We start from the raw sequence: 14886 nt of genomic DNA on the forward strand, positions 1-14886 counted from the left end.
TGATTTTAGCCCACTATGAGTAAGTTAAGGATTGTCGAAAAAAGTCTCACGCAGATTTCGCAGATTTTAGCGGATTGAAATAAAAAAAATCCGCAGAATCCGCAGAATCCGCAGAATCTGCGTGAAAACATATCATTAAGTTAAGGATTATCAAAAAAAAGCCTCACGCAGATTTCGCAGATTTTAGCAGATTGAAATAAAAAAAATCTGCAGAATCCGCAGAATCTGCAGAATCTTCGTGAAAACATATCACTAAGTTAAGGACTATCAAAAAAAGTCTAAAACAGATTTTAGCGGATTGAAATAAAAAAAAATCCGCGGAATCAGTAAAATCCGCACAATCCGCGTAAAAAAACATCTTAACTTAATCACATTGTGCCAAAGCAGAAGGCTATTCAAAATGAACCTTTTAATATTGAAAAATATTCACATTATCGTAATTCAGAAAATAAGCTGAAATCCGTTTGATTTTGAGGGATAAGAGAATTAGCAACGTGAACAAATTAGTCCTGATAATCTTTAGGGCAAGTCTTAAAATGTTTTTTAAAGGCATTGGAAAAATGAGTAGCATTTTTATACCCAATCCGATCTGCGATTTCATAAACCGGCAAAGAAGTTTTAGTGACAAGATCTTTGGCCAGAATCATTTTTTTTGATTTGATGTATTTCGCTACTGATTTTCCCGTAAATCTTGAAAATTCTTTGTTTAAAATGAAATTACTAATTCCGGTGCTTTTGTTTAGTTCGTCTAAAGTATGATTGAGATGTAAGTTTTTGTCGATGTATTTTTTAATATCATAGACATATTTTAGATAGAGGTTTTGGTTTTGTGTGGTCGATTCATCTCTTGTAAAACTTTCAATTAAACTCGACAATAAAGAAATGCACTTTGATTCAATGTACAGATGGAAACACAGCTTTTTTTTGGTGATTGTTCCTAATTCTATAATCGACCTTATAATTTCTTGAGGGATCGTATTATTAAATATAGTTTGTGCATTATTGTATAAGAAAACAGGATTGTACTTTTTCATATATTCTTCCGAAAAGACGATTTGTACAATATAAATAGACTCTTCTTTTCCAAATTTAGCAATTGCATTAGAATCATTTGTCATTTGAAGATATTGCATAAAAGGTCTGTACAACGTTTCTGTTTTATTGTTTTTAAACCTAAACAAACAGTAACCATTTACAATATAGGTGGCTAAAAGAGAATTCATACTACAGTTGAATTCGATATCTACACATTTGTTTAATTTAATATCTATAATGTGCAGAAAAATGCCATTGGTTTCAAAAGTGTACATTTTCCCACATCCATAAGATGGATTTACAGACGATGATGTTGTGTTTATCGACTGTAATTTAGATTGTTTCAGATCAATCCCTATTTTATTGTTTAATTCTTGTACTAGTGAGATAGTTTTCTGATTAGAGACCATTTCTTTTTAGCTATTTATTTAAAATCTATTCCCATTCTAGAGCACAAAGTTATTGTTTTTATTTAGAATGAATAAAAATAAATATCGAATTGAGAAAGCTTAGGCATAATAGAGGTAGTCTTGCTAGTATCACAATTATTTAACTTTTTAATTTTTGATAGCGCCAAAATAATCTTCTAAATTAAACGTGAGTAGCTGTATCCGGCTGCTTTTTTTATTCAATTGCGTTTCGATCGAGATAATTTAATGATTTCAGGATGGTGTTATTTCGCGTCTTTTTTTTTAATAAACACGTTCTTTTTTAAATATTTATAGGTGATAACTTTGCAATTATTAATTAGATTAAATAAAAATAAAGTAATGATACGTAAAGTTTTTTTAAAATTAATTATTGCCCAAGCGCTGATTCTGGGTTCGTGCTCTAATGATGAAACAGAAGAAAAAATAATAGAAACACCAAAAGGGCAAGTAGAAACCTATACGGTAACCAATCTGTTAAGTAATTCCGGATCTGATTCTTACACCGATATTGCAGATCCTATATATTATAATCTCGATGAAAATAAGGTTGTTGACAAAGCTTTAGTTCAAACGTCACAATGGGATATAGAATTGTCGGGAGCTTTTAATACCTCTATAAAAGCAAACAACAAGCTGGATAAGAAATCCTCAGGCTATCAGGGAGCTGGTACATCACAAATATTCTTGTACAAAAGCGCTAAGATCGAAGCAGACTATTTTGATCCAATTGAAATGATGCCCAAACGTGCACCGGAAAGAAGTTTATTTGACAAGGCGTTGGAGGAATTAACAGAAATACCAGCCGAAAAAGAAATGACAGCAATGTCTGAAATCGGATTGAACCTGTTTATGGGAGGACAAGAAGGCTGGTGCTTTTACGACATGGGAGGTGGGTTGTTTCCGAACGCAGGTCGTGATAAGGAGCATGTTATCTATGCACTTCCAAGAATTATTGTGATAAAAACCAATAAAGGAAATTACGTAAAACTAAGTATACAAAGCATCTATAAAAACAATCCTGAGGATCCGAACCGTAGCCATAAGCCGGGGCATATCAGTTTTAAATATACCATTCAGAAAAACGGAACAAAAAAATTCACCAAATAAATAAAATAATTGAATATGAAAAAGTTTGCACTTTTACTTGCATTAGGAACCCTTTTATTATCATGCTCCAGCGACGAGGACACCATACCAGCGGAGTCTTATCAAAAAAGTATTGCCTCTTTTAAAGTAATAAATACCCCTGAACAAATAACTGCTGTAGTAAGCGAAGTCGATAAAAAGATCGTTTTAACTCTGCCGTATTATTTAGGAGCTACTGCGATTGAACTTGATATTCAATTGGCGACAGGATATACGTTAGTTGATAGACCCGAAAATAAATTGATACAAGACGTAAGTGATTATTTATTAAACAAAAAAGAAGCGCTTGTTTACACCTTAAAAAATGAAAAAGGAGAATTAAAAAAATACACCTTAGAGATTGTAACCTATCAACCGGATATTGTGGTAAAAGAATTGTACAACGAAGGCGCGAAGGTTAAAGAATATCCAAGAACTGCAACTTTAGATTGGGGAGACGGACCTACAGTAATAGAAAATAGCATCCGAATTGCCTCTGATCAAATCATAAAAAGAGTAAACGGAATCGAAATAACAAAAGTGTTTTTTATAGATGCGACAGGAAAAGAGACAGAGTTAAAAAAGATATCCACCAGCAAAACGGGTATAAATGCTTATTTCCCTGAGAATATGGCTGTAGGAGAATATCAGGTGCGAGTGGAGAATTACTCCAGATCAGTTTTGCTAAAAAGACCGGTTAAGTTAATCAAAATGCAAGGAGAAAAATAATTAAGAATTTAATAATAAAGTATATACAATGAAACTATTTTTTAAAATACAAACCATTAGCTTAATTCTAATGATGGTTTTGAGTTCTTGTTCCAATGATGAAAATTCTGATGGGCTACCATACAATAATATAAATGAGTTTAAAGTAGAACATGAAGGAAAACAGATTTACGGTAAGATTGAGGGCGCAACAATTGAATTAAATTGGCCTTACAATGCACAACTTCCTGCGACATTAAAACCATCTATTGTACTGTCAGAGAAAGCATCAGTGCTGCCGTTGTCCGGAGCAGAAATCGACCCGGTTAAAGTAACAACCTATAAAGTAAAAGCGGAAGACGGTTCTGAGAAAACCTACACCTTAAAAATTAACTATCTCCAGCCAATAATTAATGTAGAAGGTGTAGAAACTCCGATAGAAGCAAGTTTTAGACATGACTATACGATTTTTGGTGAAGGTTTTTCTAAAAACAAAAACGAAAATAAAGTTTCTCTAGTTGCCGAAGATGGTTCGAAAGAGTACCCTTTAAGTATCGATGAAGCCCAAGTGTTAAACGACAACGGTTACGCTGACAGGCTAAAAATAGTAATGCCTAAAAAAGAAGATATGCCGGCAGGGAGCTACAAATTAAAAGTAGTTTATGGAAACCGTTCGGTTACGACCAAAAAGGTATATTTTAATGTAAAAGATTTAAAACTACCATATATAACCATACCGGAAAGTATGATTTCAGAAATCGAAGGCGTAAGATGTATTGTTCTTAACAGTAATGAAAAGCACGAGCTAAAAGGAGAGAATTTTGAAGCATTCGGAGGAGCCTCACAAATTTTCTTTACCTGGAGAACTCCAACCAGTCAAGGATCTGACTCTTCTGAACTTACGGTTGTAAACAGCAACAGCATCCAATTTGAAAAATCGGATTGGGTTGATGCTAACAAATTGTATCAAAGAGCCTACATTGACTACAGAGGCGAAAAAAACGTTAGAATTTCAGTTTACCTTAGAGATAACGCCGGCAATCTGGTTGGTGTGTATTTTAAGTAAAATTGTTAGATTGATAAATTAGAATCCCTTACTGTTGTGAAAAATGGTAAGGGGTTTTGTTTTGATTTGTTTCTGAAAATTGTAATACTGGAAGAACTGAATAATCTTCTGGAATGTGATCGTAATATTTACTGTTTTAGCGGTAATTTATGGCTGTTTTGCTGAGGTAGCTTTGATTTTACTTCGTATTTATGGTTTTTTACTGCTAAGGCGGTAAAAATGGATTAATAAAGTGATTTTTGGGCCGTAGATAGTTAAAAATGATTAAATTTACTGCTTAAACAGTAATTATGAGTGATTTTGATCTGGGTCTAGTTATTAAAGAGCATCGCAAAGCTGCAGGGCTTACGCAGCTGCAATTAGCAGATTTAGCAGGTGTAGGTAAAACTACTGTATTTGATATCGAAAAGAATAAAGAATCTGTAAGATGGAACAGTCTGCAGGCGGTTCTGAATGTTTTGAATATCGAGGTTCAATTTATAAGTCCCTTAAAAAAGTAATAGATGAGAAAAGCGGTAGTTTATGTTCATGGCGTAAGGGCAGGTGAGCTTATGGAGGAAGAAAGCGGAAGATATGTATTTACCTATGATGATGATTATTCTTTAGACCCCGTGTCACTTACTATGCCTGTTAACCACAAAAAATATTCTTTTCTGGACTTTCCTCCATTTTTTGAAGGACTGCTCCCGGAAGGTATAATGCTGGAAGGACTTTTAAAAATAAATAAGATAGATAGTAAAGATTACTTTTCACAACTTATGGCTACAGGAAATGATTTGGTGGGAGCAGTAACTGTAAAAACGGCAGATGATGAATAGATGTCCAATTACTTATAAACCGTGCGGGGATGATTTATACAGCATCGAAGGATTGAAATTATTAGCTCCTAAATTGGCAGCACTGCAAAATCTGCCTTTTTCTGCTTCAGAACAGCGCCAGGAAGCGGTCAATAGAGCAGCTAAATTATCTATTCAGGGTGTTCAACCTAAATTGAGCGCAGTAGTATCGGTTAAAAACCAACAGTTTGAAATTGTAGATCAGTATGGTAATTTCATAATAAAACCTCAAAGTGATATATTTCCGGAATTACCCGAAAATGAAGACCTGACCATGCGCATGGCAAAAGTATTCGGAATTGAAGTTCCGCTTCACGGGCTGATATATTCAAAAGACAATTCAAAATCGTATTTTATAAAGAGATTTGACCGCTATGGTAAAGGAAGAAAATATGCAACGGAAGATTTCGCACAGTTAACAGGAAGTTCAAGAGATACCAAATATAATTTTACAATGGAGAAGATTGTAAAAGTGATAGATGATTTCTGTACTTTCCCTTCAATTGAAAAAGCAGAATTTTTTAAGAGAATACTATTCTGTTTTATCACAGGTAACGAAGACATGCATCTCAAAAACTTTTCTTTGATTACAAAAGCAGGGAAAACGACCTTAACTCCCGCCTATGATTTTCTGAATTCTTCAATTGCTATTAAAAATCCTCAGGAAGAAATGGCATTAGCGCTAAAAGGGAAAAAAAGTAATTTTAAAGCGGGTGATTTTATTGATTATTTTGGAAAAGAGAGGTTAGAATTAAGTAACAAAGTTATCGATCAGACACTAAAGAAGATGTTTGATAGTGTTGAAAAATGGAATGGGTTGATTGAGATTTCTTTTTTGTCTGAAGAGATGAAGGAGAAGTATTTTATGTTGATCAAAGAGCGGGAGGGGAGGTTTTAGAAGTTAAGATTATTGAATTTCTTCCTTTTTTTGTTGTGTTTTAATTTGTATTCTTTCTTATATTAGCTCTGAAAAAAGCCAATTATATGGTGATTCATTGTTTATCATCATACTACCATCATCAAAAAAAATATAATGTCAATACCAAAATTCGACGAAATAAGAATTTCTGCTTTAAAATTATTGTTAGATGGAAGATCTATGAAACTTAAAGATTTCATTGAGCCACTTGCAATTGAATTTTCGCTTACTGAAGAAGAAGTAAATGAAATGTATCCGTCAGGAAATGGGCATATTTTTTATGATCGAATTTCCTGGGCCTTGAGTTATATGAATATGGCAGGTCTATTGGATAAACCTGCAAGGGGGATATATAAAATTAGTACTAAAGGGATTGCTATGATGCAGACTCCGGAAAAAATTAATGAATTTGTTGACAGTGAAGTAGCGAAAAGAGATAAAACAAAAAAGGAGAACAAAAATCCTAAAGTAGCATTAGTTGAGCTTAATGACGGATCAACCCCTCAGGAAAAATTATACGCTTCTTTTTCTAATATTCGTAATTCAATTTATGATGAGATATTAACAACTATTTTAAGTAAAACTCCAACAGCTTTTGAGAAATTAGTTGTACAGTTACTTCAAAAAATGGGTTATGGTGGTGAGGTGAAAAATTCAGGAATCGTGACTCAGCGGTCTAATGATGGCGGAATTGATGGTATCATTAAAGAAGATATATTAGGATTTGGGAGAATAAATATTCAAGCCAAAAGATATAAGTTAGATACCGTAATTGGAAGAGAAGAAATACAAAAATTTGTTGGCGCCTTGGCAGTTGCACAATCTAATAAAGGCGTTTTTATTACGACATCCTATTTCTCAAAAGGAGCCATTGAGTATGTGGAAAACTTGTATGGCAATACAACGGTTGTATTAATCGATGGAAAAAATCTGGCAAGTCATATCTATAACTATGGGTTAGGTATGCAAGTAGAGCAAACAATCGAGATTAAAAAAATGGATTCTGATTTTTGGGATTCAATGCAGGATCAATAGCTTATGTTTTTTTTCATTAACTTGTTGAAGATACAGAAATCTTGTACCTTCTTGTTGAACAATTCGGAATTTCCGAACAGTTGGTATTGATTGTAATTCCCGGTTCCCTTAAGAGTTCTACTGAAAAGATGGCAAATGTCTCAGACTTTGCGCAATTTTTTTATGTGCTAATAAATTGTAAACCTTCTAAAAGTCTGCTGACTTTTTTTATTAACTTGTTGAAGATACAGAAATAAACTAATTTAGATTTAAAATATATTCCCGAAAAAAATCTTTACTAAATCAATTTAAAGTAAGAGACTTTTAGAGTTTTATGCTTTTAAGATCATTTAGAAAAAGCGCAAAGTCAGAGACATTTGCTAGCAAACTTAGTAGAGCTGGGGCTTGTTTTAAAAATGCTTATTTATATTTTAATAAATTCTCTAAATAAGAACTATTTCAATATTACTTATTGATTAGTTTTTCAAGTCTTTGCATCATTTCATCTTTCTCTTTCAACATGCGCTCAAACAAGGAAATTTTCTCTTCATGAAGTTTTTTAATCTCCTCAATCGGATTGTTATTAAAAACTTCAATTCTGTTATTGAACATTGCATTATCTGAGAAATTACACGAAATTAAGTTCACCGCCTGTTCCTCATCAAAATTCTGAAAAGCTTCCACGGGAATTTTTAGAGAATTAGAGATTTGATTAAGGATTTCCTCTTCAATTATATCTTTTTGCTCCAGCATCGAGATTTTCTTTTGGTTCCAGTCATTTCCCAGATCAAAAGCTAATGCTTCCTGTTTGATGCCAAGCATTTCTCTGAAGCGTTTTACGTTTCTTCCCTGATGTATTTTCTGTTCCATAGTAAAGATCAATTTTCTAAAGGCTCAAAGATAAAGCCATTTCTATTAAAAAGTATGAGTTTCAAAGATAAAAAAATATCCTGTAAAACATCTGTTTTGTCAGATATTATATCCGTTTTTCGAATAGATTATCCACACTAAAGAACGGTACTTCTTTGAATCTGAAAAATATTTCTCGCAGGGGCGCCAAGTTTTTGTTGTTTGTTTTTTTACTTCGCGGCTTTGTGACTTTGCGAGATTTTTGTTTCTACACAGCTTTTATATGCTTAATTTTTGCTAGTCCACAGGTTTTCGTATTGATCCGGTACTTCGGATTCTGTATAGATTGAAAAGAAAACAAAAGCCACAAAAAAAACCTTCAACAAAAGTTGAAGGTTTTAATACATTAGGAGAAAACGGGACAAATAAAGCGGGACAAAGACCGGTTTTTATTTCAGGAAATGGCTCTGACCTCAGCAATGATGAGGTTTTGAAAGGAAGGGCAAAGCGCAAATTTATCACCCAAAATATGATGTTAAACCTTATGGATGTCGCAAAAGAAAAAGGTGATAATGAAAAGCAAAAGGCATATTGGAATACCTACTATTGCCAAAATCGGGTTACAAGTGTTGAAGGACGTTTGTATGGCAACTACTGTAAAAACAGATTTTGTACACTTTGTTGCAGTATAAGGAAAGCTGAAATCATAAATAGATATTATCCGATTATTGAGCAATGGGAAGAACCGTATTTTGTCACATTGACTGTCAAAGCCTGTTCGGCAGGAAGATTAAGAGTAATAGTCAAAAAAGTTATGCAGGGATTCCAAATGATAAAGGAAAGACACAAAAAGAATTATCAAAGAGGAAAAGGAATCAAGCTAATTGGCGTTAAATCACTGGAGTGTAATTTCAATCCGGTAAAAAAGACTTATAACCCCCATTTACACATCATAGTTGCCAATAAGGAAATGGCTGAAATATTGATTAAGGATTGGCTGAAACTGTGGACACCAAAATTTGCACAAAGACAGGCGCAGGATATGAGGGAAATATTCAACGCTGAAACCGGATTGATAGAGATTATAAAATACGGTAGCAAAATTTTTACTGAGCCAGATATGAAGAAAAAAGGAATAAATGCTTCTTACCAAATCTATATTTCCGCTTTGGATAACATCCTGTCAGCTATGAAAGGAATCCGCATTTTTGAACGGTTTGGATTCAATGCAGAGAAAAAAGAAAAAGTCATAATCAAAGAACCTCAACAAGTTTTTAGCTATGAAGAATATGAATTTAATCCGCATCTTTTTGATTGGCAAAATACAGCTTCAGATAAGGTTTTGACCGGATATAAACCAAAACCTCAACTTGCAGCTATTTTAAGTAGTTGTATAGACCTATAAATCTCAGTAGAGCTAATGTAAGTCTTGTGTAGTAACGGCTAATTTATATTCAACGTTTGATTTAGAAAACAAAGCAAAATGTTTTTCACCACATTCAATTTTCATTTTTTCAACATCCCTTAATAATTGTTTATTCAGCGTACCTTTAGTTTCGGCTACAAAATAGATTCTATTATCGTTGTCAAAAACAATTGCCCAATCTGGAACATAATTGCCTATTGGAGTTGGTATTTTAAATTTTTTAGGAAGCTTAAAGAAGAACTTGACATTTTCATCAGCTTCACAATCTCTCGCAAAATCACTTTCAATATTGCTGTCCACAGCTACATAATCAAAGACTGTTTTATTAGTTTGAGAAGCTTTGAAAAGGTTAGAGAGGTAGGTTTCAATTTCTTCAAACTTGAATAAAGTCATTTCATATTTTTGTCCGTTAATTTCTTCATACTTAATCCCCTCAACAAGCAGTGTATTTAAAGTTTGTTGTATGCAATTCAAAATATTATCCAAATACATTTGAGGATTTATTTCTAACTCCGCATATCTATCAGATTGAGTAAGAATTTCATAAATCGTTTTTCTTGTAATATCAACTTTACTTTGAATATATCCATAAACATCAGGAATTTGATAGCGTAATTCTTCAGTTCTTTTTACACTTATGTCAGTTAATTTACTTTCAATGCCATCAGTAGAATAATTCAAATGGGCAGTTTTGCTTTCTAAAATAGGACGCTTTGTAACTGGCATTTTTTGTATTTTTTCAACAGAAAGCCTAATTAATTCATTTGTATTATAGTCAACAGAATAACGAGTTTTTTGAGATATGCGCTCCCAAATCTCAAACAATAAAGGATAGTTTTCAATCGTCAATTCTTTATTCAATTGAATTTGCACTTTATCTCTCGTATTTTTAATACGGTCTTTAAATTCTATACTTGTTTCTTCCTGTATCTCATTTTGCAATGCTTTTGAGAAATCTTCATAAGTTTCGTTTGCGATTACAGTCAGAATATTTATTGTTTTGTCATGGATTCGTTGTCCGTCATTATCGACAGGCAAACGTAAACCACGACCTATTTCTTGCCTTTTTTTAAGCTCCGATTTACTTTCATTAAGCGTACATATTTGAAAGACATTCGGATTGTCCCAACCTTCTCTTAATGCACTATGAGAGAAAATAAATTGTAAAGGTTCATCTATACTCAATAGCCTTTCCTTTTCCCTCATAATTAACGAATAAGTGCCATCGTCTTTTTGAGTGTTTTTTTCTTTGCTATCTATCCAAATTTCTTTTTTGTCTTTCCCTTTACCAGTTTTGTCACTTGAGAAATAACCGTTATGAACTTCATTACATGAAAAAGGAATAATTTCAGGGTTAAGTTTTTGATATTTATTGAAGGCTTCTTCAAACCATATTGCAAACTTTCCATTCGAGGTGTTTCCATCAATATCATATTCTCTATAATTAACTACCTTGTCAATAAAAAATAAAGAAAGAACTTTTAATTTTAAATGTTTAAACTTCTTGACTTTTTCAAAATGCCATTTAACAGTTCTTTCAATTTGAAATTTCATTACCTCATCATTTAAGCCGCCTTGAGTTTCACCTTCTTTTAAAAGTAAGCCATTTGAAAACTCTATATAGCCTTCAGAAGCATTTATACTATTTAAAATAAAGCCGTCTTTGTAGGTTTCTCTTTTATTAGATAAATCGAAAAGGTCTTCGCCAATATTTACACTTATTTCTTTTTGTTTTATACCTCCATTTTCATTTACATAAATGCTTAATTTGGCTTTTAAATTCTTTTTTCCTAACTGTACTCCCTTATAATGTATAAAAGCTGAATTATAGCTGTTATCGCTTGTTATACCATCAACTTCGATTTGTTTGACTAATCCTAAATCATAAGCTTGAACAGGATTAAGAGAATATACTAAATTGTAAAGATTTTTATGCGTTGCACTGTAACGCAAGGTACACATAGGGTTGAGGTTTCCAATTGCTTGTCTTCTAATATCCGTTTCAAAATTTTGTGGTTCATCAATTATTACTATTGGATTAGTATATTGAATATATTCAATCGGCTTCACACCAGTTTCTCTTAGAGTATTAATTACATTGTTGTCTTTTGTGAAGCTATCAATGTTAATTACCAATATTTGAAGTGCATTTGAAGTAGCAAAATTTCTTAATCCAGTCAAATTATTCCTTTCATACATAATAAAGTTAATCGGTGGATTATCATATATGCTTTGGAAGTGGTCGTGAGTAATTTGTAGGTTTTTTAAAGTACCTTCTCTAATTGCAACACTGGGAACAACAATAACAAATTTCTTGAAATTATATACATTGTTAAGTTCATAAATAGTTTTCAAAAATGTATAAGTCTTACCAGTGCCTGTTTCCATCTCAATAGTAAAATTGAGAGGATTGAATAATGTTTTTTGATCATCTGAGAGGGATTCGATTAACCCTTCAGATTCTTCTATATCATTTTCAATTTGAATCTTCTGAACATTTTGTAAAATCTGGTTTTTTTCTAAAAGTAAATTATTTGCAACTCCTTTTTCAGTAAAAGCCAAACTCGCTCCTTCCATAGCAAATGAAAACTCAAAATCACTTTTTGCTAACGGTTGACCTTCAAAAATATTAATTATAGAATTTACGGCTTTTGACTGATAATCTTGTGTGCTATCAAATTGTATTTTCATTTTTCAGAGGTTATCATGTCAAAAATTTTTTTAGTATCTAAAGCCTTGCTAAATGGCACAACTCTATAAGACGTTGCAGTATTAAGCCTACCAATACTTTTTTCGTCATGAGGGATAAAATTCTTAGCTTTTCCAATGTTATCATTAATCATCATTTCCCAAGTAGCGCCGCCTGTTAAAAATGCTTCAAAACCATCAGTTTTCATTTTTACCAAAAGCTTCTCAACAATTGGAATCCTTGTATTTGCATCTTTTTGCCAGTATCTTTCTAATGCTAAATGGAATAATGCTCGGACATAATAGTTTTTTTGAATTTCAGCCGGTTTATAACTATTTGAATACATACCTATTACATCAAATTCGTCAGTGCTGCTACATAGTGAAAAAACAATCCCGTTTCGAGGGAAAGATGATCTTACTTCAATTTTTTTGTTATTTGCAATAACTTCTAAATCTATTTGCGTACTTGCTCCTTCATATTTCGTTTCCCTTACAACTGGTGTATCGCTTTTTGAATTTAAAAAATGTTTCCAAAGATATTCTGATAGAATACCTGCTATGCAATTATTTAGAATTTTCTCATATTCCCTTTTTTGACTTCCGTTATTTGCAGCTCCAGGATTGACTTTGTTCGCTAAAACAGTTCCTTCAGCAATAATTTTATCTAATAGAGCTTTATCTGCTGCATCACTTTGATAATTAAACGTATATTTTGCAATGTGAAAGGGTGTTTTCCTTTTAGTTGCTCTATCATAATCTTTACATTCAATAATGGTTCTTTCTAACTTCATATCAAAATCAGTTTTATTTTATGTTCCTTTAGTTGTAATTGAAAATTAGAGAGTTGCTTATCTTCTGTAAAACATGAATTAAGGAAAATTGCCTTTTGGATGTTAGCAGAAATGATTTCTTCTTTCATTCCTTTTTCAAAAGGCTCAAAACATATCCAAATATTTTCTGTCTTAAAAAAATGCCCTTCTTTTGAATATTTCGCATTAAGACCTAATCCTGTTTTGAGTAAAAGTTCGGTCAACATATTTTCATGCTCACTTTCACCTTTTTCGGATTGCTGAAATACAGTTAGTTGTTCTAAAATTGCATTTTTCCCTTCTAAATCAGATTGCCAAATTTTAAAGTTACTATCAGATAATTTGTAAAATGAAAAGGAAAGTTTTTGATTTGCTTCAAAAGAAAGCTTCTCTTGTCGAACTTTTTTTAGCTTTTTTATAACCTTAGATATTCTCAATTTAGTAATATCAGCAATTGTTTTATGCCCTGCCTTATAAGCATTACTTTTCTCATCCAATAACTCAGGCATTTGCACACAAATAAATCTGCGTTCACCACCAAAAGTTTCATTCAATTCTAAAACAGCTTGAGCGGTTGTCCCGCTTCCTGAGAAGAAATCTAATATCAAGTCATCGTCATCACAGCTCCCAACTATCAAGTTTTTTATGACATCCACGTTTTTTGGAAAATCAAAAAATCCTTCAATTAGTTTTTCGCTTTTTGAAGCAAATAAGTCCGTCCAATTTGTGTTCCTCAAAGCTCCATTTGAAGGAGCAATCCAATGTTCTACACCCTTGTTTCTTCCTTGCCCATTTAGATTTCTTCTTATAAATGACTTCTTTTTATCTGTTTTAATCCAATAGTCTTCCAATGACATTTCGGAAGAATATTTATTTTGATATTCGCTGTAATTATCAACAGCCTCATTTGCTTTTTCTTTACTCCATTTCCATTGTCCACCTTCAGGTGTAAAACCTAAAATGTCAAATCTCATTGTCGGTCTGTCAGCATCATTCCAAAAACCTTTCCAATATCCAAAATTCATTCTGTCTTCATTACCTTCTTTTAATATAGGGTTGAATGAAAACTCATCTGATTTAGCATAACAAAAAATATATTCGTAGCCAACATTGAAGGTCTTTAATCCGTTTTCAATAAATTGTGTATTAAGGTTTTTGTCATATCGTCTAATTGCCAAAGTATTTCTAAAGTTTTCACTTCCAAAAACTTCATCACATAGCAATTTCAGATTTGCAGCCTCATTTTCATCGATTGAAATAAAAATAACACCATCTTCTCTTAGAAGGTTTCGGCTTAAATAAAGACGTGGGTACATCATTGAGAGCCAAACCGAATGAAATTGTCCGTTCTCTTTGATATTTTTATTCCAAGAATTTTGCTTATTCAAAAAGCCTTCTAAATCTTTAGCTCCTGTTCTTTTTTGATATTCCTCTCTTGTTTCTGTATAATCGTCAGGATAAACAAAGCTATCACTTCCGGTATTATATGGCGGGTCTATATAAATCATTTTAACCTTGCCGAAATATGATTTTTGAAGTAATCGCAATACGTCTAAATTTTCACCTTCGATTAAAATATTTTGATGAGAATCAAAATCAATGCTTTCGTCCTTGACTGGTTTGAGAGTTGAAGTTGTTTGACGTTGAATTTCTTTTCGTGCCTGAATTTTTCCAGCCCAAGAAAGTTCGTAATGTTCACCTTCAGAGAAAGCATCATCATCTAAAATTTGTTTTAAACGCTGCAAATCAATTTTGTCTTCAGAGAATATCTCAGGGAATATATTCTTTAGTTGGATAATTTTATAATCAACAAGATTCAAGGATTTGCCGTCCATAATTTAGATTGGTTTAGTTTGATTCAAATATACTAATTCATATATGATATTTATATATTAAGATATTAAGATATAATAATGAATAAGATTAATAGGATAATTTTTGATATGTAAAAAGAGAGGAATTGTCAACTACATTGTC

General features: G+C 32.4%; 13 protein-coding genes. 8 read left to right on the forward strand and 5 right to left on the reverse strand.

Features of this window, described 5'->3' with window-relative positions; translation table 11 throughout:
* Positions 1-503: 503 nt before the first annotated feature.
* Positions 504-1445, reverse strand: a complete 942-nt coding sequence (locus tag AB674_RS21970; protein ID WP_053004306.1) for a helix-turn-helix domain-containing protein — start codon at positions 1443-1445, stop codon at positions 504-506.
* 360 nt (positions 1446-1805) lie between these two features.
* Between AB674_RS21970 and AB674_RS15860 the strand changes: the two genes are divergently transcribed.
* From AB674_RS15860 to AB674_RS15890, 7 genes are all read left to right on the forward strand, one after another.
* Positions 1806-2573: an HmuY family protein gene (locus AB674_RS15860; protein WP_047778175.1), complete on the forward strand. Its 768-nt coding sequence runs from the start codon at positions 1806-1808 to the stop codon at positions 2571-2573.
* 15 nt (positions 2574-2588) lie between these two features.
* A complete protein-coding gene (locus AB674_RS15865) occupies positions 2589-3320 on the forward strand; it encodes a hypothetical protein (protein ID WP_047778181.1) in 732 nt (243 codons plus the stop codon).
* Positions 3321-3348: 28 nt separating this feature from the next.
* Complete coding sequence (locus AB674_RS15870; protein WP_131701554.1) at positions 3349-4365, forward strand: hypothetical protein; 1017 nt, start codon at positions 3349-3351, stop codon at positions 4363-4365.
* Between the two features lie 290 nt (positions 4366-4655).
* Complete coding sequence (locus AB674_RS15875; protein WP_047778184.1) at positions 4656-4865, forward strand: helix-turn-helix domain-containing protein; 210 nt, start codon at positions 4656-4658, stop codon at positions 4863-4865.
* Between the two features lie 3 nt (positions 4866-4868).
* Complete coding sequence (locus AB674_RS15880; protein WP_047778186.1) at positions 4869-5183, forward strand: HipA N-terminal domain-containing protein; 315 nt, start codon at positions 4869-4871, stop codon at positions 5181-5183.
* Positions 5173-6099 carry a HipA domain-containing protein gene (locus tag AB674_RS15885; RefSeq protein ID WP_316931892.1) on the forward strand — a complete coding sequence of 309 codons (927 nt, stop codon included), beginning with the start codon at positions 5173-5175 and terminating at the stop codon, positions 6097-6099. Before AB674_RS15880 ends, AB674_RS15885 begins: the two co-directional genes overlap by 11 nt.
* A gap of 135 nt (positions 6100-6234) precedes the next feature.
* Positions 6235-7155, forward strand: coding sequence for a restriction endonuclease (locus AB674_RS15890; protein ID WP_047778189.1), 921 nt, complete (start codon positions 6235-6237; stop codon positions 7153-7155).
* A gap of 444 nt (positions 7156-7599) precedes the next feature.
* Here AB674_RS15890 and AB674_RS15895 read toward each other — a convergent pair whose 3' ends face one another.
* Positions 7600-8004 (reverse strand): helix-turn-helix transcriptional regulator, encoded by a 405-nt coding sequence (locus AB674_RS15895; protein WP_047778191.1) that lies wholly within the window; start codon positions 8002-8004, stop codon positions 7600-7602.
* Between the two features lie 325 nt (positions 8005-8329).
* Here AB674_RS15895 and AB674_RS15900 point away from each other — a divergent pair, with 325 nt between their 5' ends.
* A complete protein-coding gene (locus AB674_RS15900) occupies positions 8330-9388 on the forward strand; it encodes a protein rep (RefSeq protein ID WP_047778193.1) in 1059 nt (352 codons plus the stop codon).
* Positions 9389-9400: 12 nt separating this feature from the next.
* Here AB674_RS15900 and AB674_RS15905 read toward each other — a convergent pair whose 3' ends face one another.
* The 3 genes from AB674_RS15905 to AB674_RS15915 are packed head-to-tail and all read right to left on the reverse strand — an operon-like array spanning position 9401 to position 14729.
* Positions 9401-12100 carry a DEAD/DEAH box helicase family protein gene (locus AB674_RS15905; RefSeq protein ID WP_047778194.1) on the reverse strand — a complete coding sequence of 900 codons (2700 nt, stop codon included), beginning with the start codon at positions 12098-12100 and terminating at the stop codon, positions 9401-9403.
* Positions 12097-12891, reverse strand: coding sequence for a hypothetical protein (locus AB674_RS15910; RefSeq protein ID WP_047778196.1), 795 nt, complete (start codon positions 12889-12891; stop codon positions 12097-12099). Before AB674_RS15910 ends, AB674_RS15905 begins: the two co-directional genes overlap by 4 nt.
* Positions 12888-14729, reverse strand: a complete 1842-nt coding sequence (locus AB674_RS15915; protein WP_165579387.1) for a site-specific DNA-methyltransferase — start codon at positions 14727-14729, stop codon at positions 12888-12890. The genes AB674_RS15910 and AB674_RS15915 overlap by 4 nt, the downstream gene beginning before the upstream one ends.
* Positions 14730-14886 lie beyond the last annotated feature (157 nt).

This window comes from Flavobacterium sp. ABG (genome assembly GCF_001027725.1).
GTDB classification, from domain to species: domain Bacteria; phylum Bacteroidota; class Bacteroidia; order Flavobacteriales; family Flavobacteriaceae; genus Flavobacterium; species Flavobacterium cupriresistens.